Origin of the sequence: Paenibacillus sp. FSL H3-0286, assembly GCF_045040705.1 — a bacterium.
In the GTDB taxonomy this organism is placed as follows: domain Bacteria; phylum Bacillota; class Bacilli; order Paenibacillales; family Paenibacillaceae; genus Paenibacillus_AQ; species Paenibacillus_AQ odorifer.
On record NZ_CP150285.1, the window covers coordinates 2,069,353 to 2,093,283 of the forward strand.

The following is a 23,931-nucleotide window of genomic DNA, read 5'->3' on the forward strand; positions in this document are numbered from 1 at the left end:
TCCCGAAAAATAGGAGGAGATTATGGACACGATTACAGCTATTATTTTAGCAATTGTCGAAGGGATCACTGAATTTATTCCTGTTTCTTCTACAGGACACATGATCTTGACCTCGAAGCTTCTGGGCTTTGATGAGCAGGATTCGATTATGAAGACTTATGAAATCGTTATTCAGCTAGGGGCAATATTGGCGATTGCGCTTGTTTACCGCGAGCGTGTGCTTAATTTGCTGGGCATTGGGCGTAAGAACTCAGGAAGAGGCGGTGTGATGCCGGCGTCTCGTTTGAACTTAATCCATGTAATACTTGGGATTGCCCCAGCACTAGCTGTGGCATTTTTTGCCCGCGATTTTATAAAAAGTCTCTTTGGAGCCACGACTGTTCTTTGGGCGCTTGTCGCCGGCGGGATTCTAATGATTATCGCAGAATGGGTAAACAGACGCAAAATTAGAATTACAGCGCATGAGCTGGACGATCTTTCTTACGGACAGGCGCTGGCTATCGGGATGTATCAGATTATTTCAGTGCTGTGGCCAGGATTTTCCCGTTCGGGATCTACGATCTCCGGAGGGATGTTAAGTGGGGTTAGTTATAAAGCGTCTGCGGATTTCTCCTTCCTTATAGCCATTCCTATTATGTGTGCGGCTTCCGGATATGAAATGTTGGATTCTTATAAGAACTTCACTAGTGAGACGATTGGCTATTTTGTAATTGGATTTCTGATTTCTTTTGTAGTGGCTTATGTAGTGGTTATTTTGTTTATGAAATTGATTCAAAAGATTAGATTGACGCATTTCGCGATCTACAGATTTATTCTTGCTGCTATATTCTGGTTGTTTATTATGCGTTAATGCCCATAGGCAAAGACCTAGACACACCCGATGTTCTTCATGGTGCACCTGTCTGATCTCTACATAAACGGTATAGACAAAGCGTGTGACCCAAGGATTTCAAAACAGAATAGCATTTTACCGTTAAAGGCAGGAGTGAGCTAAGTGCGTTTAGTATCCGTGAATCAGCTTCAAGCAGGCATGAAATTAGGTAAAAAAATATATAATGATGAAGGTCTAACTCTCCTCGCGGATGGGGTGGAGCTTACTGATGCATTGATCAAGAGGCTTTCAAGAATTGACATCGGTTATATTTACATAGAGGACTCTGTCACGGACGATGTTGAAATTATAGGTATGCTTCAAGATGAGACACGTAATCAGGCACTGAAGGTGATTCGTAATCAGTTTCAGCAAATGACAGGCGCTTCAGGAATAAGTAAGGGATTCTACCATCTGGATAAAAAATTCTCAAAGATCATGGATAGCATCCTGGATGATTTGTCTTTACAAGAAGATCCGATGATCATGCTGCTTGATATGCACACCGCTGATAACTACTTGTACGTCCATTCCCTGAATGTCTGCTTGTACACTTTGGTGCTTGGCATTGCGCATGGGTACAGCAAAGAGGAGCTTCGAGTGATTGGTCTGGGTGCGCTGCTGCATGATATTGGCAAGACCCAAGTCCCGATAAAAATCATTCAAAAACCCGGTAAGCTCAGTGAAGATGAATTTCGCCATATGCAGGCACACACCGAGATCGGGTATCAGATTCTCAAGGAAGAACCGAATATCCCGCTGCTCGCGGCTCATTGTGCGCTTCAGCATCATGAACGCATTGACGGATCCGGATATCCGCGGGGATTAAAAGGACCTCAAATTCATGAATATGCCAAATGGTTGGGCGTGGCTGATTCCTACGATGCCATGACCTCCAACCGGGTCTACAAAAAGGCTATGCTGCCACATCAAGCCGTTGAGGCGCTTTATGTAGGTTCTGGTACATTGTATGAGCAGAAGCAGCTAGAGTTATTTAGAGATCGTGTGGCTATCTATCCTCTTGGTCTTACGGTGAAGCTCAGTACGGGGGAAAGTGGAGTTGTTGTCAAAATAGACCCAAGTACGCCTCACAGACCGATTGTACGTGTGCTTACAGGGCCTGAAGGAGAGAAAGTCGTACCGTTCGAAAGGGATCTAGGAAAAGCCCTCTCCGTTGTTATCGTTGACGTCGCAGATCAAGGCGATTCTGTGGGAACGCCAAAATATTTATCATAGCAGCGAAGAGAGAAGATTAGGCTTGTCCGCATAACTCGCGGAAGCCTATTTTTCGTCTCGCTGCTATTATTTTTTACAGTGAAAAAGCTTGTAAGGACAGTCTGAAAGACATCCGAAGTGCAGTTTTTCTGACTAACGTGGTATGATATAGGATAAGACACCGTTCAATCTTCATGATTATGGGTTAATAATAGGAATAAGATTTAAAGGAGCTAGTACAAATGAATGTTTTAAGACCATTAACATCTTCACCGAAGGAGCTGTCGCCAAGCTACGATCCGTGGGATCCCATTACTTCTTTACGTAAGCATGGACGCCATGTGCTAACGAGTGTGGAATTCACAGTAACCAATTTATGTAATATGCGGTGTGAACACTGTGCGGTAGGTGATAGTTTAACCTCTAGAGAAGGGGATATGCTGCCGCTTAAAAATATGTTGGACCGTTTAGATGAAGTAGAGCATCTGGAGACGATTAGTATTACCGGCGGAGAGCCTATGTTCTTGGCTGGAACGGTGGATAATATCATAGTGCCGCTCTTAAAGTATGCCAAAGAGCGGGGGATTAGATCGCAAATTAATTCTAATCTGACGATGCCGTATGCTCGATATGAAAAGCTGCTTCCGTATTTGGACGTTATGCATATTTCTTTTAATTATGTGAACGGAGACGATTTTCATGAAGTTGGTTTTGCCAACAGCGGGCATGCAGTTTCAAAAGAAAGTGCATATCGGTTATATAATGCAATGATTGAGAATTCTCGACGGCTAAGTGAGGATGGTATGCTAATTTCTGCGGAAACTATGATTAATTACCGTACACATACTAAGCTGCCTGAAATTCATAAGTTGATTCTCGATATGGGCGCCAAACGGCATGAGGTACATCCTATGTACAACTCCAGTTTTGCTTCGGCTTTGCCAGTGTTGTCCTTGAATGAAATGCGGACGGCAATCCATAAACTACTGGATACCCGTGATCCGGAGATTTGGATGCTGTTTGGGACCCTTCCGTTTTTTGCTTGCAGCTTCCTGGAAGAAGATCAGAAGCTGATAAGCAGAATGCGCGCCGAGAAGAATGTTACCCTTCGCAATGATCCGGATGGCCGGAACCGAGTGAACGTAAACATGTTTACTGGCGATGTTTTTGTTACAGATTTCGCTGATATCGCAGCCTTTGGCAACATCGAGAACCAAAAGCTGGATGATATATTTATCGATTGGCAGACTAAACACCCGCTGAACCAAAAGGTGAACTGCCACTGCGATGCAGCAGGCTGCTGCGGACCTAATCTGTTAGTGGCTGATATGTATTATCCGGAAGTTGACTTCAAAACTAGAAAAGCGATCAATCTGTAGAAATGAGGCGTTGTTAAGTGGTGCATACGGAATTTGAAGTAGGGAGATTATTGCTTAATCTTTTGCTGGTTCTGGTGCTCGTATTATTGAACGGTATTTTTGTAGCAGCGGAATTTTCATTAGTTAAGGTCAGGCAGTCCCGCCTGACCCAACTTGTCAGTGAAGGTAATAAAATGGCTGGATATGCTCTGAAAGTAAATAAGAGACTGGATTCCTATTTATCCGCCACTCAGTTTGGGATAACACTTGCGTCGCTGGGCTTAGGTTGGGTTGGAGAGCCCGCGATTTCTGAGCTGTTGGTCGAACCTTTAATGTACCAGATGGGGATCACCGATCATACCCTGATTTCTACCGTATCTGTGATTATTGGATTTTCGATCATTACATTTTTACATATTGTACTTGGGGAGCTTGCTCCTAAATCGCTCGCGATTCAAAGAACAGAAGGTTCGGCACTGTTGTTATCTGCACCCCTGATGTTCTTCTATAATGTGTTCATGCCTTTTATCTGGGTGCTGAACGCTTCAGCCAACGCGTTGCTTCGGTTGGTCGGTGTGGAGCCTGCAAATGAAAGTGAAGCAGCACACTCGGAAGAGGAAATACGTATTCTGATGAATCAGAGCGCCAAGAGTGGTGTCATTGACAAAGATGAAATGAAACTAATGGATAATATCTTTGAATTCTCAGATCTGCTTGCACGTGAAGTCATGCTGCCTCGTACAGATATGGATGTGCTTTACAGCAATCTTTCGTTAGAAGAAAATATGAAGATTATTACCGAAACGAGACATTCGCGTTATCCGGTTGCTCTGGAAGATAAGGACCGTATTATCGGTTTTATTCATATTACCGACCTGTTGTTTGCTCCACCGGAGCAGCAGAATGATCTTACAACTCTGGTTCGGCCTATCCTTAACGTTCCGGAATCGATGGAAATCAGCCATACTCTTCGTTTTATGCAGAAGAATAAGGCTCAGCTGACGTTAGTTGTCGATGAATATGGCGGCACAGCAGGTTTGCTGACAGCAGAAGAGATTCTGGAAGAAATCGTAGGCGATCTGCATGACGAGTTCGAAGATGAGCGTCCAAGTGTGGAACATAACGGGGAGTACATCTCTGTTGAGGGCCGGATGCTGATTGAGGATGTCAACGATCTTACGGGTGTTGTGATTGAAGACGATGAGGTGGATTCCATCGGCGGCTGGTTGTTTAAGGAGCTGGAGGGTAATCCAACCAAAGGAAAACGTGTCAAAGTAGAAGATGTTATTTTTGAAGTCGAGGAATCGACAAGATTGCGTATCACTAGAATTAATATCCACCGGGAACCACGTGTGGAGGACGAAGAAACCTCAGCAGAACTGAATGAGGATAAAGAATAACCTATCAAAAATTATAACGTATTGTTCCGGTTGATCAGGGATATAATGAACTCCTCCTGCAAGAGCTGTATGGCTCATGAAAGGGGGAGTTTTTTGTGGACACATAAAGGACATAACGCTCGTCTATGCTAATGTTTATTAATTGTTTGAAAGCGGGGTCTAGATTGAAAAAGAAACTTCTTCTCGTTGAGGATGAAATTCGTATTCGTGAACTGGTATCTGATTATTTCTTACAGAATGATTGGGAGGTACTTGAAGCGGATAATGGAAAAGATGCATTGGTTTGGTTTGATTCACTGCTGCCGGATCTGCTGATTCTGGATATCATGATGCCTGCTATGAATGGCTTCGAAGTGTGCCGTGAAGTTCGTGAGAAATCAGCGGTACCCATCATTTTGTTAACGGCCAAGTCTACAGATGATGACAAAATCTACGGTTTTGAATTAGGAGCCGATGATTATGTTACAAAACCATTTAGTCCAAAGGTGCTAGTAGCCCGGGCAAATGCACTTATGAAACGGGTTGAAGGCACCCATCAGCCTGAGTCTAGCATAATAAAATTTGGTTCCGCGATGTTCAATCCCTTGGCTCATCGGTTGGAGGTAGAAGATGCGGAAGTGGAGCTTACCCCTAAGGAATATGATCTTTTATGGCTTTTAATACGAAATAAAGGGATTGTTATTTCAAGGGATACGATCCTCAGTCGGATCTGGGGAATTGAATTTGAAGGAGATTCCAGAGTTGTGGACAGTCATATCAAAAAGCTGCGAAGTAAATTGGGTTATGAATCACGTTTTATTCGTACGGTAATTGGCACAGGATACATGTTCGAGGAAGAGGCATGAGAAGACGGGGAATTACTTTTAAACTGTTTGTGATGACCGTTATCTTTTTCCTTTGCTTCTATGGCATGGTAATTCTAAGCCAATTGCTGTTGTTTGACAATTTCTATCAGAAGCAAAAAGAGCACCGTGTGGAGAAACACCTTAAGAGTTTTGCGGCAAGATATATTAGCGAACCATGGGGAAGCACTAGAACCTCTCAGGAGCTTGTCCGGTTTATGCTGCGGAATAAAACACAAATGGTTATTTTGAAGCTGGATGGAAGGATGAATTCAGAAGATCCATTTCATATAAAGCTAATCGATGATGACGGGAAGAGTATGGTTGTTTCTTTATCCCTATTCATGAATCAGTACGGAGATTCACTGAGAGCAGCTAACATTAAAGTAGATGATCAGTTGAGCGTGGAAGGCGAACTTCTGGATGAAGACAGTGCTTCACCCGTTATACTCTACCCCATAAGCATTACAAAAAAAGGGGGCGGAACCATAGGGGAGACGGGAGAGACTGGGACGATTCATGCATCTGGTACTGTTGCAGAAGTTGTACTGCCTGATTTAAAAATATGGAATCCCCGCCAGGGAATATTGTTTGAGGCTCTTGAGGAATGGTTTCCTTTGACACCAGCGCAGATAGAAGACTTTAAAAATTTGAAAATACAGAAGCAAGACTGGGTTGCTCCCTGGAGTGGGAGTCGCAATTCTGTGGTTATTCTGCCCCTGAAGCAAAGTAACGGAGAAATTGAATTACTATTCACAGTCACTTCATTACAGGAAGTTAAGGATTCGAACGATGCCTTACGTTGGTTCTTTTTATATCTGGGAATGGGTGGCTTTGTCCTGATTCTGGTGCTTTCTCTCTTTTTCTCGAAAATGGTAACGCGTCCGCTAATTAAGTTAAACAAGATAGCAAAACGGATGGTTTCTCTGGACTTTACAGGGGACACATCGATTCGGCAGAAGGATGAGCTAGGCAGCCTTTCTAACAGCATGTTCACCTTATCACTAAGTCTGGACTCTGCTTTAGGGGAGTTAAGAGAGGCCAATCAGCAGCTAGTTGAGGATATGGAACAGAAGCAAAGAATGGAGATCATGCAGCAGGACTTTTTTGCCAACGCCTCCCATGAATTGAAGACACCCCTCAGTATTATCAAAGGTTTTGCTGAAGGCTTGGAAGACGGCGTTAGCGCCGGCAAGCAGGATCACTACATTAAGGTAATTATTGAGGAAGCCGATAAAATGGAGTTTCTTGTTAAAAACATGCTAGATCTAGCGCGGTTGGAGTCGGGCACGATTAAACTACGGAAATCTTCCTTTATGTTAAGTGAACTGACGGAAAAGGTGACAGACAAGCTGGTCCACTTGCTGCGTGAAAAACATTTGGAGGTCATCATTATTCCTGCGAATGAATTACCGGTCTATGCAGATGTGAACTGGATCGAACAAGTTATGCTAAATTTTATGACCAATGCTATCAGGCATGCGGAAGAAAGAAGTTCTATCACCGTCAATATTGAGAGTCATGCCCAGACTATTGTATTCACTATTCAAAATATAGGAGAATCAATCCCTGAAGATCAGCTGGAGCAGATCTGGGAACGGTTCTATCGGTCTGAGCCATCCCGCAGTCGAATGACAGGCGGTACGGGTCTGGGGCTTTCCATCGCGAAGCGAATACTGGATATGCACGCTTGTCTTTATACAGTGAAAAATACGGAGAACGGTGTCAGCTTTACAGTGACCTTTGAAGGTTAAACCGAATCAACAGAAATACTGCTATGAAAGGGGTGAAATTGTATGAAATTGAACTGGTTGCCTTCAACGTGCACACTCGGAAATTTGGGACTAGGATCACTATCCTTGTATTTTACGATTCAAGAACGATATAGCCTAGCTTTATTAATGATATTGCTCGCGGCAATATGTGATGTACTGGATGGATTACTGGCAAGAATATTGCAATGTACTAGTGAATTCGGTAAACAATTGGACTCATTGGCGGATATTATATCATTTGGTTTAGCGCCTACCTTCCTTATCTTGTTGTATAGGTTAGAAGATGCCCACTGGATTGGACCTGCAGCTGCAGTTTTCTTTTTGATCTGTGGCGCACTTCGTTTGGCCAGATTTAATCTGTCGGCGCCTTCCAAAGGGTTCGTGGGGATGCCCATTACTGCTGCTGGAGTCATTCTGTCGATGATTTCTTTACTAGATGAACGGATGAAACCAGGACTGGTCATCGGATTAATGGCATTGCTGTCCGTAATGATGATCAGCCGTATCCCATTTCCGTCCCTTAAAAAATCCTTCAACAGGAAGTGATACACCCATGCCTTGGATTATAGAGTTCATTTCACAATACGGATATTTAGCCATATTTGGCCTTATGGCACTTGGGATTATCGGACTTCCTGTGCCTGATGAGGTGTTAATGCTGTTTGTAGGCTATTTATCCTCCGTTATGGTTTTGGATTTTTCACTTTCCGTATTGGTTTGTTTTATGGGATCCATCACAGGAATGCTTATCAGCTATACCATTGGTTTAAGGCTAGGACAACCTGTGGTAGCTAAATTCGGCAAGTGGGTTGGCCTTACACCCAAGCGTTTTGCCAGTATGAAAAGATGGTTTTTGCGGTTCGGAAACTGGGCGATTTTCATTGCTTATTTTATTCCAGGTCTGAGGCATGTATCGAGCTATATCTCTGGAATCAGTGCTATGTCTTTCAAAAAGTATATACTCATAACGACTGCAGGAGCGCTAACCTGGTCACTCCTTTTTGTTTCCATCGGCTTTTTTGTGGGGGCTAAGTTTTCCTTTTTATAGCCATTGAAGCTTAACATTATTAATCGCAATTGAATGGAGCAAGATCAATGAATGTATTCAAGCGATTCTACGCGAATAGTACTACCAGACGCTTTTTTATTCTCGCACTTATCGGATTGCTGCTGTACATGGTTCGAGGGATGCTTAATCTGGTACTGCTGACGTTTCTGATTGCTTTTGTCATGAACAGCTTTCAGATTGTGCTCAGTAAACGAATTGGTAAATTCATGAAGGTCAACAGTAAGGTGATTATTGTCATTTTATACCTTGCTTTAATCGCATTGATTGTACTGGCCCTTGCAAGATATCTTCCTAAAGTATTGGAGCAGATTAAGCAATTAGCCATCTTCCTCACCAATCTCAAATCAGAGGACCTTCCGCAGAACAAGATTACATTATATTTGTATGATATGCTCAGGGACCTTAACTATCAGTCCTATATCAAAAGAGGCATCGATTATGTGCTGCAGGTTAGCAACTGGGGTGCAACTTTCGTTCTATCAACCATTTTAAGCTTTGTGTTTATTCTGGAGAAGAACCGGGTCGTCAGTTTCACTTCTAGGATGAGAGAGAGCAGGATTGCCTGGTTTTATATAGATCTGGAGTATTTCAGCCGAAAATTCATCGTTTCCTTTGGGAAAGTAATTGAAGCGCAAATTCTCATTGCCATGTTCAATACCTGTCTTACTGTTATTGGCTTGTGGTTGCTTAACTTCCCGTATTTATTTGCCCTAGCGATTTTGATTTTTCTGCTCAGTCTCATTCCGGTAGTTGGTTTTTTGATTTCGCTCATTCCGCTTTTAATTATTGGTTACAACATCGGCGGTCTGATAACAGTTACATATGTGCTGGCGATTATTGCGGTGTTGCATTTTATCGAAGGCTATTTCTTGAATCCTAAGTTGATGTCCACAAAAATGAATTTGCCGATGTTTTTCACCTTTAGCGTGTTGTTGTTCTCTGAGCATTATATGGGTGTCTGGGGACTTATTCTTGGTATTCCTATCTTTGTATTTATGTTGGATATCCTTGAGATTACCCACGAAGATTCGTTCAAAAGAGCGAAGCCCTAAGCTGAATACTAAAAAACCCAAGTTATAAGCTGTTTTCGGTACTTTTCCGGAGACAGCTTATTTGTCATGCACATTGCACAAAAAAAATTGCTAATGGGCTTTTTTTGTGAATAACGTTTTATATTGTGTCCTGCTGTCATAAGTTAGCTAAGGGAGTAATGTTCAGAGTCTTTAAAGAAGGAACAGGAACAAAGGAGGTACAAAAAAGATGGAATCACAGCTGCGGAGGTATACCCCCTTTAGGGGCCCGTTTGATCCTTGCCCACCGGTGCCGTTCAAGACGTATGTAGTTCCACCCAATCAATTTATCACCTTTCAGCCGCCCGATTTACCACAGTTTAGTTTGCAGGAGGCTCTGAAGTATGGAACGCTCTGGCCAGCACTATTTAGTCCGTATGAATCCAAGTGCAAAGGAGGAGGGAAATAGACTATGGAGGCAAATCCTTGCGACCAACGTTATTATGAATTGCTTGAACAGTTGCAGACCCTTGATTTTGCCTTAGTGGAGTTGAACTTATACCTAAATACGCATCCTGACGATCTGAGAAGTATTGAACAATTTAATCAGCTTACGCTGGAACGAACTAAGCTAGCGAATCATTTTCAGGAGTTATATGGTCCGCTGCAGAATTTTGGCCGCGCTTATTCTAAATGTCCATGGGAATGGAATCAACCCCCTTGGCCTTGGCAGGTGTAAGAGGAGTATAACCGTAAGGAACTATTTTTCTAGAGGAGGGAAGTTCCCGAATGTGGATATACGAAAAAAAACTGCAATATCCGGTACGGGTGGGTAAATGTGATGTCCGGATGGCGCGTTATTTGAGTGAGCAATACGGAGGCGCAGATGGCGAGCTCGCCGCTGCACTACGCTATATGAATCAAAGATACACGATTCCAGATAAAGTTATTGGTGTGTTGAACGATATTTCTACAGAAGAGTTCGCTCACCTTGAGATGATTGCCACGATGATCTACAAGCTGACGAAGGATGCTTCGGTATGTGAATTAGAGGAAGCGGGATTAGGGCCACATTTTGTAGCGCATGATCATGCCCTGTTCTACACGGATGCTAGCGGAGTTCCATTCACCGCAGCCTATATTCAAGCTAAGGGAGATCCGCTGGCAGACCTTTATGAAGACATTGCGGCTGAGGAAAAAGCCCGGGCTACATATCAGTGGCTGATTGACATGACGGATGACGTGGATCTGCAGGATAGCCTTAAGTTCCTGCGGGAGCGGGAGATTGTGCATGCATTACGGTTTAAGGAAGCGGTGCAGATTATTATTGATGATCGGAATCAGAAGCGGGTGTTCTAAGGATTTCTGTGAAAAAGACATTTAAAGCCGTTCTCTTTTAAAAGAGAACGGCTTTTTTACGTTAAAAAATATGGAGGCTCCGCAGGAATTGATAGAAGAAATACCCGCCAAAGCCGATTAATACAACACCTGCGCTGATAGTCACCCATTTAATAGCCGTCCGGTTCATTGCTTTTCGTGTGGTGGATACAATCGTCATCAGGCCAATATCATGGAGCAGGATACCAATCAGGATACCTAATCCCACTAGCAAAAAGCTGCCCGTATTAGTACGGTCAAAGGAGTCGGACAATACGGTACCAAAGACACTAACCCAAAATACCAGGTTTCCTGGTGAGATCGCCACTAGCAAACCATTTTTGTAAGAAGAGAACAGCGATTTGGACGTCTTCTCTCCTCCAAGGGAAATATCATGATCTGCATTCTTGATGCTGTCATATCCAACGTAGCATAGGAAGAGAGCTCCAACTAACCACATGATTACTTGTATGATAGGCATGGAAAGAATAGAGGCTAGACCCAGGTATAAGCCTAGAATTAGGAAGAGGTCGATAGTCATTCCCCCGAGGCCAACAATCCAACCATGCATAAAGCCATTTTTTAAGCCTTGTTTGGTCATTTCAATGGTAATGGTACCTACAGGTAGAGCGATGGAAAAGCCGAGCAAAACGTATGTAAGAAATAAAGTCATTAAAATTTAAAGCCCCCTTTATCAAATTAAACGAAAGTATATTTTACACCATGAAGTAATAGGGGGCAATTCTTTTGAGTGAATTTATCTATTACAAATTTGCTCTAAAATTTTCGACCGCTCTAATAGAGCCGGTCTTTTTTATTTATTTGAGGATCGCCAGAGATGAATATTAATGGTCTCGATTTTCTTTACCGATGAATTATTGCTCGAAAATTAAAGGGTGACATGAGATGAAAAATGTGATTTAGTTAGGTGAAAGTTAGTATATAAGCGATTAATTGAAAAAAAAGAGCCTCATTAGCTTCGGCTAACAAGGCTCTTAATACTGTCATGAGTTTGGATTTCATTATTTAATTGTTATCTTTATCGGTTTGTTTGATCAGTTCATAAGCGATATACCCGATCATTCCCAAGAACAACCCTGTGCCTGCAATAATGTAAACAATCGTAAATATTTTTCCGAGTGCTGTCTGAGGAACGAACGTTGGATGACCTAATGTACTAAGCGTTGCAACGCAGAAATAAATAGCATCCAGAACAGACAAACCTTCCTGTTTGACATAAAAAATAGTTCCGGACAACAGCGTCATCAAAACTAATAAGAATAATGCTTGGAAATTTTTACGTTTGAGCGCTTTCCATAAGCCCGAGAATAAACGTTTTAAAGTTAGTAAAAATGATAACATGCAGCTCCACCCTTCATTTATATTAGAGCATACATAACAAATTAACGTCAAATTTAAAATAGATTTGCAGGAAGAAACTGAGGAGGTTGTGGGGAACTTAAATTTCTAGCATTCAGAGCTGAAACTGGTCACACTCCATTCAAAGCTAGTCTAAGCTATGTTATTATTACCTTATATTTTCCTATAAATAACAAATTATAGAGTTTGGAGGTTTAAGAATGAAAAGTAAGCGTAACTTGATAATGCTGTTATTGTTTGCTTTGACGATTATACTTTCAGGATGTAATGATAAAAAAGCTGCGATATTATCCATGGATGAAATACGAGATCTAGCTCAGCAAGGCGAGGCGTTGTCGTGGAAGGATTTTGAAGGTCATCCCTTTGAAGACGTTGGTTCAGGTTTGTACATCCGTAAATATGAAATTAATGAAAACTACCATGTGCTGGTGGGTGGCGGAAGTGTTGATGCAGCTCCTCTGTATATAAATCTTGTCAAAAGAAACGGAGAAAAGATCGATATCCGTTATGATGACATCGATCATTTTATCCTCAATTAAATGAGGGGTTTTTAGGCTATTCAAATCTTATTCCGTTAGATAATTCATCCAGACGCTCCCAGTCGAGTACAACAATTTCTTGCTTAACTTTATATAAAATTTCCATGTCGGTGAGCCGCTGAATGACACGGTTTAAATGGCGGGGAGTAGTCCCAATCAAAGAGGCTATATCTGGGATATATGGTGTCTGAATTTCTTTTGCAAACTCACGTTGGAGTTGAATGGTCAATAAATAACTTGCAAACCTTTCTTCTACAGAGCCCAGCAAGTTCGTTCGGGATGCGGATGTGCAGGTTAGAAGCTTGTAGGAGAGATGTTTCAGCAACAAGTCTTTAAACCTGTGGTTATCCATTAGGTCAGACTCAACCTTTTGTTTCGGGATAAATAAGAGGCTGGTTTGTTGTACCGCTTCAACTTGGGATTGGATCACAACTTCCTGCACGTATTCAATATCCCCGAATAATGACAAGGGTGAGCAGAAACGTAATAACAAGGATTTTCCCGTCCCCACACTAGAAGAAACCTTGGTACGCCCCTCCACTTGAAAATAAATTCCGTCCAGCTCATCCCCCTCACGCAAAATGATTTCATCCTGCTCATAGACAAGTAACTGGATTAAAGCATGTGTTGACGTTGTGAATACTTGGTCTAGATTAAATTGTGTAATGTAATGTGATATCAGATTTGGATCGTGAATAGATTTCATTGTTTACTCCTTTTTGGACATCGGTCCTTTCCATTATATCTGAACTCGTTAATATAGAGAAAAAGGGGAGGTTATTAACTGTGAAATTTATTTTTGATTTAGATGGGACGATTTGTTTTAGCAGCAAACCTTTGAGTGGATTTATTGTACAAGCCTTGGATTCTCTAATTGAAAAAGGACATGAGGTTATTTTTGCGTCAGCCCGGCCTATTCGTGATTTATTGCCTGTGTTGCCTGCTCATATGCATCATTTTTCTATGGTTGGCGGGAATGGTGCGTTTATTGCAAAGGGTGGGGAGGTTATTTCGACGATACATTTTGACCCACAGACTGCGGATAACATCCTGAATTTGATTGAAGAATTTGATGCAACTTATTTGATTGATAGTCATTGGGACTATGCATATTCGGGTTCTGCGAACCATCCCATCCGGAGAAATGTAGATCCAGAACAACGCGCCAAAAATGTAACTCCATCAGAGCTGGATGAGATTGTGAAGGTAGTTATTTTGAGCAGTCTGAACGGGGAACAACTTATACATAAGCTGCAAAATCTGCCGATTGTGATCTACCAGCATGGACAAGAAGATATTATGGATATAAGTCCACAAGGTGTGAACAAATGGACAGGACTAAAGAGATTAGGCATAGAACCGCAGCAATTTATTGCATTTGGTAACGATGCTAATGATATAGAAATGTTTAGACATTCCGCACACTCGGTTTGTGTTGGCGATCATATATCTTTGGGAGAAGTTGCAACGGAAAAGGTTAGTAGCGGTGAAGAGCAGATTGTTAGAACAATAATGGAGCTGGTGCGAGGTCTGCGATAATTGTTGGGATGGTGATCACCAGCTCAGAGGTCATTGTTGTGGACTGTATAGTCGCTATTTCAGGATTTAGCTTCATTAGGCGGAGTGTTCGGACTCAGGAGGCGTTATCTAGTCAGAAGACAGCGGTTTTTGCACAAAAACAACTCAATAACGACTCTGGGGTCCGAATAACCTCATTTCTGTCTATTTCGAAGCCAATAAGGACATTTGAGTCCGATGGTAGGAGGTTGGTCGCTATTTGCAACAAAAAACCTGCCATAAAATCAGCAGGTTTTTTGCATGGATGAGCAGAAATAAGTGCGATAACTATTCTAGATAAGTTCTTGGCGGCGATTTAAATAACGATATAAAACACAACCGGATATCGCGCATATAGCTGCACATAAGCCGATAAAACCATACCCAGCTTGAAGTCCACGTAGCAAGCCAGTTTGTGTTTCTGCTCCGTAAAGCCGCTTTACACCTTCGATTACTGCACCTATGGCATAGTTGCCAATCACGCTACCGACTCCCATTAGTGTAACTGTAAAGGTGATGGCAGTGTCACTGCCATGCGGATACCTTTTTGCGATAAATGCCATAACGGTCGGATAAATCATAGCGATACCTATGCCTGCTGCTGCGAATAGAAACGCGAGCTGTTCCCCACCTAAAATAGCAGCAAACGTACATAAGGCAGAGAAGGCTGAAAAGATGATAAGCGATAGATTGAAACCAATCTTATCTGTAACCGGCCCCAGCAGGAGCCTTGCTAGCGAGAAGCAGAGAAAAAAGGTGGACAACATACCAGAAGCTGTAACTGTATCCCACAAGTATGCTTTTTCCAAAAAATTCACTAGCCATCCACCTACTGCAAGCTCTGACACCACACCGAAGGAAAGAATAAGCACCATCAGCCATAAAGCGGGATCGCGGACCAACGTTTTTAAAGGGATCCGGTCCTCTTGCGGAAGATCGTCACCCGGAAATGTACTGCGCAAGGCAGATAGAATAGGCAGTAAAGATAAGCTTAGCATAATCAGATACATTCCGCGCCAGTCGAGTGGATGGCCAAATATACTTACCGACATGAGTCCTGTTGCCAGCAGTGGAGCTAAGGTTGAACTAAATCCGTAGAAAAAATGGGATAAGTTCATCATCGTCCCGGTATTTTTTACGAAGATGCGTGCTCCCAAAATGGCAAGACCAATCTCCAGCATTCCGTTTCCGATGTACATCAGGAAATAAGAAGCTGAGAAGAAGGGATAGCTGTGGGAGATATAGATTAACACTCCTGAGAATATCATGGATGCAAAAGCAATGATACTGACAGCCTTGATCCCCCACTTCCGAACCAATACAGCTGTAAAGGAGCAGGCGATCAAATAACCTAATGCATTTAGGGATAAAAGGGTGCCGAGCTGTTTCTCGTCCAGATTAAAGTCGAATTGGATTCGCGGAATGGCAGGTCCTTTAATATTTTCCGATATGCCAAACACTATAAATCCTAAAAAGATGGTTGCCAATTGCATGGCGTAAATCTTGTTAAATCCCCCGAAGCGCTTTTTCAAATTGAGATCCTCCCAGAACGGGTTACTTTATTGCTCAATGTCTCTGTAATACTCTTCTTTAAGTTTTTCCCAGTGTTGCTTATCGTCGTCGGTGATTGCTCTTAATACCTTGCATGGGTTCCCCACCGCAATTACATTGTCAGGGATATCCTTAGTCACGACTGAACCTGCACCGATGATTACATTGTTGCCGATTTTTACCCCAGGATTAATTACTGCGTTTCCACCAACCCACACGTTGTTTCCAATGGTAATCGGTGTACCGAATTCAAGCATACTAATACGCACGTCCGCATCTATGGGGTGACCAGCAGTATATACGCCTACCCTAGGTCCAAAGAGAACATTGTTACCAATCGTTACTTTAGCTACATCAAGGATAATGCAGTCAAAATTAGCGTAGAAGTTATTGCCAACGGTAATATTACTGCCGTAATCACAACGGAAAGGAGGTTCAACATATAATGACTCTCCTGTAGACTCAAATAATTGCTTGAGTAGTTCTACTCTATATTCACCTTGTTCTTCCGTCGTATTGTTAAATAAACGAGTGAGCATTCTGGATCTTTTGTTATCCTTTGCTAATTCTTCACCGCCTGCCATATATAGCTTTCCTGCAATCATGTTTTCTTTGTTTGTTGCCATTCGTAGTTCCTCCTGAAGTGTATGTTAGTTTTATGTTTTACCGGCGCTTCTCAACCAGCTGCAACGAGTAGGTTAAGCTTTCCAGTGTGATCGCAATTAATCCGTTCATGTAATGATCATCAGGTTGATCCAGCACAATTAAGTGAGGCATATGCTCCTCTGGAATCACTTCCAGACAACGTTGATAAATCGGCCGCACATTCTCTTGTTTGACTTGCTCTCCTGTGAGAGCTATGGTCTCTGGATTAATAATTGCAATCAGGGACGATATAGTGTGAGCCGCCAAAGGGATGAAGGTATCCGTGTGGTCCAAGCTACTCAATTGCTGTTCACGCGAGATTCCAAACGGTAAAAAAGAGACTTCACCAGCAAATCTGGTATTACCTTTGTGGATATGCCCGTCGATCATCATCCCGGCGCCTGGAAAAGCTCCTTTGATAAAGGTCACCACGACAATGGTTTTATCCTCTTCATAGTCCTGCTGTTTATAGAACCCGTAAACGGTCAGATTCATATCATTTTCAATCGTGACTTCAAGCTCGTATTTTTCTCTGAGTAGTGATTCTAAGGGAGCATTAATTAACTCTTTAATGTCACAGATATTAATGACACCTTGGTGAGCAAGGCCGGGAATCCCAATCCCTACTGCCTTGATGTTGTTATATTGTTGGATAAGCGTATCCAGCAGATGGTCGATGGCTGCAGCATCTACGTACTCTAATTCCATCCATCCATGATCCACACGATCACCAACTGAATTGGTCACCGCATAGGTTATGGATTTCTGGCCATCCTCAATTTTGGCATAGATACATGCAATATAGGAGAAATCAGCGTTATAGATAAATCGTCTGGCCGGTCGGCCTCCATTTGAAGCCTCCAGTTCAGTCTCAATGACTTCACCAGTCTCCAGAAGTTCATTCAGGATATTTCCGCAGGTAGCAATACTTAATCCGGTGGCACTTGCAATCGTGGATTTGGTTCCTTCCTTCATCGATTTCAAGGCCTGCTTGATAAGCTCCTGATTTATCTTTTTAACACGAATAGAATTGTTTGCGATTTGGTTTATTTTATTCACCTCTAGACTTTTGAAAATGGTTATTAAAAGTATTATCAATACTATAACTTGGCTCTATATAATTGTCTAGCAATCGACAGTTTTTTATTATGGATTTTTTTGAACGGACATGTGGCTTTTAATCAACCTGCGGTGTCTAATTAAATGTAAGGTCAAGAGGAGGTTCTTACAATGTCTGGAGCTCATGACAAATCCACTGTTTATCCGGATGAACAGGGAGACAAGCAAAGCTTTGAAATCACTTATAATCAATATCGCGAAAGAATCCATAAATATCTTTCGTTGAAAGTAAATTCGGGTAGCACGGAAGACTTAACGCAACAGTTTTCTTAAAGGCCTTGGAAAAAATTCATACATTTAAAGGAATTCGAGCTTATTCACTTGGATCTTCAAAATCGCACAGAATATTGTGAAAAATGAATATTGGGGCTTTTATTTCATTGCGCTTTTTTGTAGACTGCACCTTGTTAGAGATCTCTAAGATTGTTGGAATGCGAGAAAGTGCGGTTAAGAAACGATTGTACCGAGCATTAGAGAAATTAAGAAGTGAACTTAAAGAATGGGGTGACATTACAATTATGTCTATTCAAGATAGGATATCTATTGTTAGCAAAAGCGATACGATCGTCACGAATGATAGTATGGAGAAGGTACACCGTGACTTATTTAATGATCTCCCAACTTTTCATCAAGCTGTTGGTGAAGTAGACGCTCCTAATTGGTTCATTGGCACTTTTGAGGGAAACAAATTGAAAATTGTTTCTCCTTTAGATCCAGGGCCAAAGCATACGTATGAAACTATTCTTAAATCCACGCTGCACTTGTTTACAATGTGGTTAATCGGTGACATTAATCCACTTGCTCCTAAATGGCTATGTCAAGGGATTGCAGGATACGAAGTAAAACAAATGCCTGATGAGTTCATTAAAAATTCGACTTCAGAGCAAATTCATAATCTTGTTATTCCTACTTTTCAAGAATTAAATTCCGAGGGTTGGGATTTCGAAACGATGAATGGCTTTCAGTTCTCTTATTTAATCGTTGAATTATAGTTTTTATTATAAAAGGGTCACATTTACCATGTATTTGAGGCTATTGTGACCCTCTTAATTGTCGGGCTAGAAACTATTAAAAGAATATACAGCATCATTTGTTTCATCGAACAATAATCCACCATTTACGAAGATTTTCACAAAAAGACCACTTGTAATGAGTGTGCACCATGGAAATTAATAGAATCAATGTTATATAATTCACTAAGATACAAGCTAAAAATGTTCACTCACAATTTGAACCGGGGACATAATCTAGGGAAAATTTATATTCGGCCAGCCAGAACCTTCTGGTTGGTCTTTTTAATGTGATGCGTCTACTTCGTAGGCGATTTCGTTATATTTAGTAGATTGGTAGATTGGAGGGGAATTAAATCGAGGAGGACAAATGGGTCACAGAAGCGCAGCAGGGCAATGAGGCAGCGGTGGAATTATTAATTCGGCATACCTATAGTGATATTTATCGATTCATCAGATGGAAAATACATAATGACGAATTGGCCTGGGATCTTGCACAGACGGTGTATGAAAAAGCATGGGCCAAGCTTGACAGCTATCAAAATAAACAGGGGAGTTTCCGAGCTTGGTTGATGGCGATCGCGCGAAATGTCTGCATTGACTATTTTCGCAGCAAAGGTGCTCGGCAAGCAGAGTTGAATCAAAGCTTATCTGATGAAATCACAGTCGAAGGAGATTTTCTTGAAGGAATATTACTTCGTGAAGAGGTTAAGCAGGTATACGCCGCGATTTACTCACTGCCAGAGGAACAGAGGGATGCGCTCTTGTTAAGGTATAAATATGAATTTACGTTTACAGAAATAGCTGCCGTAACTGATGAACCTGAATCTACTGTGAAGTCAAGGGTAAGCCGATCGCTGATTAAATTACGTGATTTACTAAGGTATTCCAAGCAAGAGGACATATCCCAACCCCTAAAGAAAGGAGCAGGAAAATGAGGGTTAAACGTAACCATCAAGATTACCTCAATCTGAATTTACAGGATGAGATGACAGCAGAGACTGTAGAGGAGATCGTGAATTATATCAGGTGCATTCCTGAACCGCCACGCCTTGACGGTTTTGCAGAAGAAGCCATGAGCAGGTGGAGAAAATCCAAGCGGGCTTTACCTGCGCCAGTACCACCCGTTCCTCTATTTGCACGGCAACAGCTGAGGATTCTTTTTTCACAGGGATGGTGGAAAGAGGTTGTGCTTGGTGTGATCTTGTTTGTAGTAGGATATTTGGTGCTGAGTGTTATGCAGATTGTTAGCCCTATGTTCATTCTGTCCATCGTGGGTTGTATTCCTTTACTGGTGGTCGTCTCTCATACGGCTCGGAATACGCTCTGTGGAATAGGAGAACTCGCACGTAGTTTTAGAATCCCGTTGCATCGGTATGTGCAAGCTCGGTTCCTTATGGCAGGGGTGATCTCACTACTGATTAACGTTAGTGTAACTGCTATGGTAACCCCGGTAGGGGGAACGGAGTTTATGCTGCGTATGACCCTGCTATGGTGCATCCCGATCCTAAACAATGCGGCGGTAGCGTTAGTATTATCCACGCTGATACGTAATTTTAGACAATTAACGACCGTACTCTTCATGTTGCCTCTCTTTTGGATGATTTTATTTTCCGGAGAATTTGCAGTGAGATGGACGATGTCGGTCGAGTTATTTTGGTTAATGAGACTGGGCGTTCTGTCGGCAGTGGTATTTAGCCTAGCCATGAGGTTTCAATCCAGAATATTGAGCAGGGGAGGGTTTCTGATTGGAGCTTAAACTATGTAATATTGTACATGATTTCGGCAAAAAGCGAATTTTAAATACGATCAACCTTTCTATGTCACCTGGTGTGTATGGTCTTCTAGGACCTAACGGAACAGGAAAAACGACATTGATGCGTATTGTTGCAGATATTCTGTATCCGACTCGTGGAAATGTACTTTTAGATGGACAAAACAAGGATGATATGGGGGATCAGTACCGGGCTCAGATAGGTTATTTACCGCAGGAACTGGGGATGTACAATCATTTTTCAGCTCGCGATTTCTTGTATTATGTTGCTGCCCTAAAGGGGTTGACCAAGAAGGAGGCGAGTGATCGTATAGAGGTTCTTGCTCAAATGGTTAATCTATCCGGAGAAATGGATAAAAAATGTGGTAAGTATTCCGGCGGAATGAAACGTAGACTCGGTATCGCTCAAGCATTGCTTAATAATCCGGGCATCCTCATTCTGGATGAGCCCACAGCAGGACTTGACCCCTCGGAACGCGTAAGATTTCGAAATTTAATTTCTGAAATATCAAATGAGCGCATCGTTATTTTGTCTACTCATATCGTTTCTGATGTTGATCATATAGCTAAACAGGTGCTACTGATGGGGCGAGGAGAGTTACTTCGTCAAGGAACAATTAAGGAGTTGACCAATGAATTGCAAGGAGAGGTTTGGGAGGCACATGTCCCCGGGCGGTTGCTGGCTCAAATCGAAGAGAATGGAACTGTAGTGAATGTGCAGCAGACAGATACTGGACTAGTGGTTCGGGTAGTCAGCAAGACTTTGCCAGTTGAGAATGCACTGATGGTGAATCCTTCATTAGAAGATGTATATATGCATTATTTTCGGAGGGGATGACACACATGAAACGTCTGGTGATGTTTGAATTACGTAAAATTATGATTCCCAGAGTCTGGATTTCTATAGCTGGAAGTATTGCATTAGCCATTTTTTGTTTTGTTAGTTTCTACCCATCCGGTACGGATAGTCTATTGGTTGTAAACAAGGAAAAGCCTGAAGCTATCGCCGCTCATCTAGGACCGATTCAACCAGATTTAGCTTTGAAATACGCACCTAGACTCAAAGAAGAATATGCTGAAGACAGCGCTTGGCCCAAAGAGGAGAAGATGAAACGAATTCTGGAGCAACACTATGCTGGTACAGCTTATATGGTAGATCAATTCAACAGAAATTTAACAGAGCTGAGAGAGCAGAAGGTTTTAATGGAGAGGCAAGAACCAGGATCTTATGCGCTAAGAGATGTTACTAAAAAGCTCTCCATGCTGGAGGAGGGAAAACCACGGGGGTTTTATGTAACTGAGGACTGGGACTTATTACATATATTTTTTTCGAGCTCGCCTGGCGTCGGGGATCTTTTTATCGGTCTTATTCTAGTATTTGCACTGGCCTCCCTGTTCTCCGGCGAGGAAAACTATAGAATGGATGCACTTATTCTATCTAGTAAATACGGAAGGTTGAAGATTGTTGCGGCAAAACTATTAGCTGGATTTATAGTTACGTTTAGCTGGGTTACTCTTTTTTACGGGATTTGCACATTGCTGGCCTGTTTACCGTTCGGCTTCGTGGGTTGGAATGCCCCGCTGAATAGTTACTTTTATTTTGATGAGACTCCATATGCCTTAACCCAGCTGCAGGGATTTGCCGTGAAATATGCTGTAACCTTGCTGGCTGCATGTGGTCTTTTGTTATTGACAGCGCTGATATCCGCTTTGTGTCGGAGTAGCTTAAGCAGTCTTGGACTGGCAGCATTCTTAGTTATTCTTCCCCTTTTCTCTTTGCCTGGAATGTTGGGCAAAATAATCTCTTTTTTGCCGTCAGGTGTAATGGTTAGCAGATCCTTAATCGAAAAATATGTATCCTATAACATTTTTGGCATCCCTATATTACATCTACCCTTGTCAATCCTTTCGGTGATAATTATAGGTATAATTGCTATAATGCTTATCCCCAAAGCTTTCGAACGTCGATTAAAGGTCTAAGTAGTAGGTAGGTTAAGATCGTTCCCGCTATGAAGGGGAGCGATCTTTTTTGGCTTTTCTTGTGAAAAAGGAGAGCAGTATATTTACGAATCAGACTTTTTACCCGATAGTTAAGATAAAGGGTTAATCACGATAAACCTGACAAAGAGAGCAGGAACCCCTTACCGATAAGAACGAAAGGGATTATTAAATTGAAGATAATGAAGCTATTGGTACTAGGTCTTATCTCAGGGACAATTGTAACATGCGGCAACGTGAGTTATAGAGTTCATGCTGACACGACAACGTACGAGAATACAGGGACATATGAAGAAGTAGAAGAGGACGGTGAGGAGGATCCGGCATATTCACTGTTCACTGACATTCAAGGTCACTGGTCCGAGCCTTGGGTGCGCTGGGCGTTGGGCAACCAATTGATGGTTGGTTATGATGATGGGAGCTTTCGACCGGATCAGCCGATTACGGAAGCGGAATTTTTGAAATTATTTTATCTTTCTTTCGGCTATCCAAAGGCTACTAGCATAGGCGAAGAATGGACAGCAGCACCGTATAGAATGGCTAAGTGGTGGAATCATCCAGTTACTGGACTACAATATCCAGTGGCAAGATCGGCTCCAATCACCAGAATGGCCGCCGCAAGGTTAGTTGTATCTGGTCTAGGGATGAATTACAACGACACGGATTCCGTGGTTTATTTGCTGGCTAACTCTCTACTTCCACTTCCCGGAGAGCCAACGCTAGTAGGTTTCAAAGGAAATCTCCCGCTTACAAGAGCAGAGGCTATACAATGGATGAGAATGCTCAAGCTTAAGGGAATATATACTGTAATTTCTCGTCCAGAAGAACGATCGGATCGGAGTCTATTACCGTCATTACCGGAACAGGGTACAGGCTTGAAGGATTTTATAGCGGTTCCGGTAACTGATCGTGATTTCGGAATAGCGGATAGTGGACGTAATCTTTTTATTGATTTTGGGAGTTCAAGAATGTTAATAGAGGAACATTACGGGGATTCAACAGGTCAAGATGTATTCAATAATGAAATGTATAAAGAAGTATCTGTACATTATGATACCGAAGGTCGGCTGAACGCTTGGAAAATAGACAAAGATAATGAGCGCATTGATCCAATCCACATAGGTACATTGAACAATATTCGACCTGGGGTAAGTACATTGGAAGATGTGCTAAAGGCATACGGTACATACGTTGCAGTGGATAACGAATACGGGATTATAGTGAGTTACTGGTTTGAGAACAAGGGTGGAGTGTATGAGCCCCGATTGTCACCTTTTGAAATGGATAATATGGAGGGTGGGTTCTATATAGGCTTCATTATTGACAAACAATCTCTGAAAGTTCAAACCATACTCATATCTACAGCTCAGCAGGCAATGAATCCTACGGATATATAGGAATTGTACTGGAACCTTATTCATTCTTTAAAATGTGACGGCAT

General features: G+C 42.1%; 27 protein-coding genes. 21 read left to right on the plus strand and 6 right to left on the minus strand.

Annotated features, from left to right (window positions below):
* Positions 1 to 22 precede the first annotated feature (22 nt).
* The 12 genes from MHB37_RS08780 to MHB37_RS08835 all read left to right on the plus strand — a co-directional run bounded on the left by MHB37_RS08780 (position 23) and on the right by MHB37_RS08835 (position 10,899).
* Positions 23 to 850, plus strand: a complete 828-nt coding sequence (locus MHB37_RS08780; protein ID WP_076124791.1) for an undecaprenyl-diphosphate phosphatase — start codon at positions 23 to 25, stop codon at positions 848 to 850.
* Positions 851 to 994: 144 nt separating this feature from the next.
* Complete coding sequence (locus MHB37_RS08785) at positions 995 to 2,107, plus strand: HD-GYP domain-containing protein (protein WP_076187093.1); 1,113 nt, start codon at positions 995 to 997, stop codon at positions 2,105 to 2,107.
* A gap of 221 nt (positions 2,108 to 2,328) precedes the next feature.
* The gene (yfkAB, locus tag MHB37_RS08790) at positions 2,329 to 3,465 is read left to right on the plus strand and encodes a radical SAM/CxCxxxxC motif protein YfkAB (RefSeq protein WP_036684078.1); all 1,137 of its coding nucleotides are present in this window, start codon (positions 2,329 to 2,331) and stop codon (positions 3,463 to 3,465) included.
* 20 nt (positions 3,466 to 3,485) lie between these two features.
* Positions 3,486 to 4,844: a hemolysin family protein gene (locus tag MHB37_RS08795; RefSeq protein WP_076125129.1), complete on the plus strand. Its 1,359-nt coding sequence runs from the start codon at positions 3,486 to 3,488 to the stop codon at positions 4,842 to 4,844.
* A 164-nt stretch (positions 4,845 to 5,008) separates the two neighbouring features.
* Complete coding sequence (locus MHB37_RS08800) at positions 5,009 to 5,689, plus strand: response regulator transcription factor (RefSeq protein WP_076191082.1); 681 nt, start codon at positions 5,009 to 5,011, stop codon at positions 5,687 to 5,689.
* Positions 5,686 to 7,440, plus strand: coding sequence for a HAMP domain-containing sensor histidine kinase (locus MHB37_RS08805; protein WP_339190276.1), 1,755 nt, complete (start codon positions 5,686 to 5,688; stop codon positions 7,438 to 7,440). The genes MHB37_RS08800 and MHB37_RS08805 overlap by 4 nt, the downstream gene beginning before the upstream one ends.
* A 42-nt stretch (positions 7,441 to 7,482) precedes the next feature.
* Complete coding sequence (gene pssA / locus MHB37_RS08810) at positions 7,483 to 8,007, plus strand: CDP-diacylglycerol--serine O-phosphatidyltransferase (RefSeq protein ID WP_036684073.1); 525 nt, start codon at positions 7,483 to 7,485, stop codon at positions 8,005 to 8,007.
* 7 nt (positions 8,008 to 8,014) lie between these two features.
* On the plus strand, positions 8,015 to 8,509 hold the full coding sequence (locus MHB37_RS08815) for a DedA family protein (RefSeq protein ID WP_076100017.1): 495 nt from the start codon (positions 8,015 to 8,017) through the stop codon (positions 8,507 to 8,509).
* Between the two features lie 47 nt (positions 8,510 to 8,556).
* Positions 8,557 to 9,582 (plus strand): AI-2E family transporter, encoded by a 1,026-nt coding sequence (locus tag MHB37_RS08820; RefSeq protein WP_076124805.1) that lies wholly within the window; start codon positions 8,557 to 8,559, stop codon positions 9,580 to 9,582.
* Between the two features lie 208 nt (positions 9,583 to 9,790).
* Positions 9,791 to 10,009 carry a spore coat associated protein CotJA gene (locus MHB37_RS08825; RefSeq protein ID WP_036684070.1) on the plus strand — a complete coding sequence of 73 codons (219 nt, stop codon included), beginning with the start codon at positions 9,791 to 9,793 and terminating at the stop codon, positions 10,007 to 10,009.
* A gap of 3 nt (positions 10,010 to 10,012) precedes the next feature.
* The gene (locus MHB37_RS08830; protein WP_036684069.1) at positions 10,013 to 10,279 is read left to right on the plus strand and encodes a spore coat protein CotJB; all 267 of its coding nucleotides are present in this window, start codon (positions 10,013 to 10,015) and stop codon (positions 10,277 to 10,279) included.
* 50 nt (positions 10,280 to 10,329) lie between these two features.
* On the plus strand, positions 10,330 to 10,899 hold the full coding sequence (locus MHB37_RS08835) for a manganese catalase family protein (RefSeq protein ID WP_036684067.1): 570 nt from the start codon (positions 10,330 to 10,332) through the stop codon (positions 10,897 to 10,899).
* A 61-nt stretch (positions 10,900 to 10,960) separates the two neighbouring features.
* On the opposite strand, the gene MHB37_RS08840 is transcribed toward MHB37_RS08835, so the two are convergent.
* Together MHB37_RS08840 and MHB37_RS08845 are read right to left on the minus strand one after the other, a co-directional pair.
* Positions 10,961 to 11,590: a LysE family translocator gene (locus MHB37_RS08840; RefSeq protein ID WP_076187101.1), complete on the minus strand. Its 630-nt coding sequence runs from the start codon at positions 11,588 to 11,590 to the stop codon at positions 10,961 to 10,963.
* Between the two features lie 353 nt (positions 11,591 to 11,943).
* The gene (locus MHB37_RS08845; RefSeq protein ID WP_076124810.1) at positions 11,944 to 12,279 is read right to left on the minus strand and encodes a potassium channel family protein; all 336 of its coding nucleotides are present in this window, start codon (positions 12,277 to 12,279) and stop codon (positions 11,944 to 11,946) included.
* Between the two features lie 218 nt (positions 12,280 to 12,497).
* Here MHB37_RS08845 and MHB37_RS08850 point away from each other — a divergent pair, with 218 nt between their 5' ends.
* Positions 12,498 to 12,836, plus strand: a complete 339-nt coding sequence (locus tag MHB37_RS08850; RefSeq protein ID WP_076187103.1) for a hypothetical protein — start codon at positions 12,498 to 12,500, stop codon at positions 12,834 to 12,836.
* Positions 12,837 to 12,852: 16 nt separating this feature from the next.
* Here MHB37_RS08850 and MHB37_RS08855 read toward each other — a convergent pair whose 3' ends face one another.
* On the minus strand, positions 12,853 to 13,542 hold the full coding sequence (locus MHB37_RS08855) for a Crp/Fnr family transcriptional regulator (RefSeq protein ID WP_076187106.1): 690 nt from the start codon (positions 13,540 to 13,542) through the stop codon (positions 12,853 to 12,855).
* Between the two features lie 80 nt (positions 13,543 to 13,622).
* Here MHB37_RS08855 and MHB37_RS08860 point away from each other — a divergent pair, with 80 nt between their 5' ends.
* Positions 13,623 to 14,375 (plus strand): HAD-IIB family hydrolase, encoded by a 753-nt coding sequence (locus MHB37_RS08860; protein WP_076187108.1) that lies wholly within the window; start codon positions 13,623 to 13,625, stop codon positions 14,373 to 14,375.
* A 311-nt stretch (positions 14,376 to 14,686) separates the two neighbouring features.
* Here MHB37_RS08860 and MHB37_RS08865 read toward each other — a convergent pair whose 3' ends face one another.
* From MHB37_RS08865 to MHB37_RS08875, 3 genes are all read right to left on the minus strand, one after another.
* Positions 14,687 to 15,886 (minus strand): sugar MFS transporter, encoded by a 1,200-nt coding sequence (locus MHB37_RS08865; protein WP_076104606.1) that lies wholly within the window; start codon positions 15,884 to 15,886, stop codon positions 14,687 to 14,689.
* Positions 15,887 to 15,952: 66 nt separating this feature from the next.
* Entirely contained in the window at positions 15,953 to 16,570 is a 618-nt protein-coding gene (locus MHB37_RS08870; protein ID WP_076187110.1) for a sugar O-acetyltransferase, read from the minus strand.
* A gap of 37 nt (positions 16,571 to 16,607) precedes the next feature.
* Positions 16,608 to 17,648, minus strand: a complete 1,041-nt coding sequence (locus tag MHB37_RS08875; protein WP_256716686.1) for an ROK family protein — start codon at positions 17,646 to 17,648, stop codon at positions 16,608 to 16,610.
* 171 nt (positions 17,649 to 17,819) lie between these two features.
* Between MHB37_RS08875 and MHB37_RS08880 the strand changes: the two genes are divergently transcribed.
* The 7 genes from MHB37_RS08880 (at position 17,820) to MHB37_RS08910 (ending at position 23,887) form a co-directional block, all read left to right on the plus strand.
* On the plus strand, positions 17,820 to 17,981 hold the full coding sequence (locus MHB37_RS08880) for a hypothetical protein (RefSeq protein WP_254857120.1): 162 nt from the start codon (positions 17,820 to 17,822) through the stop codon (positions 17,979 to 17,981).
* An 83-nt stretch (positions 17,982 to 18,064) separates the two neighbouring features.
* A complete protein-coding gene (locus MHB37_RS08885) occupies positions 18,065 to 18,700 on the plus strand; it encodes an RNA polymerase sigma factor (RefSeq protein WP_076187112.1) in 636 nt (211 codons plus the stop codon).
* Positions 18,701 to 19,125: 425 nt separating this feature from the next.
* Entirely contained in the window at positions 19,126 to 19,656 is a 531-nt protein-coding gene (locus tag MHB37_RS08890; protein ID WP_076219050.1) for an RNA polymerase sigma factor, read from the plus strand.
* Complete coding sequence (locus tag MHB37_RS08895; protein WP_405169150.1) at positions 19,653 to 20,477, plus strand: hypothetical protein; 825 nt, start codon at positions 19,653 to 19,655, stop codon at positions 20,475 to 20,477. The genes MHB37_RS08890 and MHB37_RS08895 overlap by 4 nt, the downstream gene beginning before the upstream one ends.
* Positions 20,467 to 21,330 (plus strand): ABC transporter ATP-binding protein, encoded by an 864-nt coding sequence (locus tag MHB37_RS08900; RefSeq protein WP_076187118.1) that lies wholly within the window; start codon positions 20,467 to 20,469, stop codon positions 21,328 to 21,330. Before MHB37_RS08895 ends, MHB37_RS08900 begins: the two co-directional genes overlap by 11 nt.
* A gap of 5 nt (positions 21,331 to 21,335) precedes the next feature.
* Entirely contained in the window at positions 21,336 to 22,472 is a 1,137-nt protein-coding gene (locus tag MHB37_RS08905) for a hypothetical protein (protein ID WP_339281883.1), read from the plus strand.
* Positions 22,473 to 22,672: 200 nt separating this feature from the next.
* On the plus strand, positions 22,673 to 23,887 hold the full coding sequence (locus tag MHB37_RS08910) for an S-layer homology domain-containing protein (RefSeq protein ID WP_405169587.1): 1,215 nt from the start codon (positions 22,673 to 22,675) through the stop codon (positions 23,885 to 23,887).
* Positions 23,888 to 23,931 lie beyond the last annotated feature (44 nt).

Excerpts from the sequence above, each read along its gene's own strand:
- MHB37_RS08780 (WP_076124791.1), top strand. The coding sequence starts at position 23 with ATGGACACGATTACAGCTATTATTTTAGCAATTGTCGAAGGGATCACT.
- yfkAB (WP_036684078.1), top strand. The coding sequence starts at position 2,329 with ATGAATGTTTTAAGACCATTAACATCTTCACCGAAGGAGCTGTCGCCA.
- MHB37_RS08805 (WP_339190276.1), top strand. The coding sequence starts at position 5,686 with ATGAGAAGACGGGGAATTACTTTTAAACTGTTTGTGATGACCGTTATC.
- pssA (WP_036684073.1), top strand. The coding sequence starts at position 7,483 with ATGAAATTGAACTGGTTGCCTTCAACGTGCACACTCGGAAATTTGGGA.
- MHB37_RS08815 (WP_076100017.1), top strand. The coding sequence starts at position 8,015 with ATGCCTTGGATTATAGAGTTCATTTCACAATACGGATATTTAGCCATA.
- MHB37_RS08820 (WP_076124805.1), top strand. The coding sequence starts at position 8,557 with ATGAATGTATTCAAGCGATTCTACGCGAATAGTACTACCAGACGCTTT.
- MHB37_RS08825 (WP_036684070.1), top strand. The coding sequence starts at position 9,791 with ATGGAATCACAGCTGCGGAGGTATACCCCCTTTAGGGGCCCGTTTGAT.
- MHB37_RS08830 (WP_036684069.1), top strand. The coding sequence starts at position 10,013 with ATGGAGGCAAATCCTTGCGACCAACGTTATTATGAATTGCTTGAACAG.
- MHB37_RS08835 (WP_036684067.1), top strand. The coding sequence starts at position 10,330 with ATGTGGATATACGAAAAAAAACTGCAATATCCGGTACGGGTGGGTAAA.
- MHB37_RS08840 (WP_076187101.1), bottom strand. The coding sequence starts at position 11,590 with ATGACTTTATTTCTTACATACGTTTTGCTCGGCTTTTCCATCGCTCTA.
- MHB37_RS08845 (WP_076124810.1), bottom strand. The coding sequence starts at position 12,279 with ATGTTATCATTTTTACTAACTTTAAAACGTTTATTCTCGGGCTTATGG.
- MHB37_RS08850 (WP_076187103.1), top strand. The coding sequence starts at position 12,498 with ATGAAAAGTAAGCGTAACTTGATAATGCTGTTATTGTTTGCTTTGACG.
- MHB37_RS08855 (WP_076187106.1), bottom strand. The coding sequence starts at position 13,542 with ATGAAATCTATTCACGATCCAAATCTGATATCACATTACATTACACAA.
- MHB37_RS08865 (WP_076104606.1), bottom strand. The coding sequence starts at position 15,886 with ATGCAATTGGCAACCATCTTTTTAGGATTTATAGTGTTTGGCATATCG.
- MHB37_RS08870 (WP_076187110.1), bottom strand. The coding sequence starts at position 16,570 with ATGGCAACAAACAAAGAAAACATGATTGCAGGAAAGCTATATATGGCA.
- MHB37_RS08880 (WP_254857120.1), top strand. The coding sequence starts at position 17,820 with ATGTCTGGAGCTCATGACAAATCCACTGTTTATCCGGATGAACAGGGA.
- MHB37_RS08885 (WP_076187112.1), top strand. The coding sequence starts at position 18,065 with ATGAATATTGGGGCTTTTATTTCATTGCGCTTTTTTGTAGACTGCACC.
- MHB37_RS08895 (WP_405169150.1), top strand. The coding sequence starts at position 19,653 with ATGAGGGTTAAACGTAACCATCAAGATTACCTCAATCTGAATTTACAG.
- MHB37_RS08905 (WP_339281883.1), top strand. The coding sequence starts at position 21,336 with ATGAAACGTCTGGTGATGTTTGAATTACGTAAAATTATGATTCCCAGA.
- MHB37_RS08910 (WP_405169587.1), top strand. The coding sequence starts at position 22,673 with ATGAAGCTATTGGTACTAGGTCTTATCTCAGGGACAATTGTAACATGC.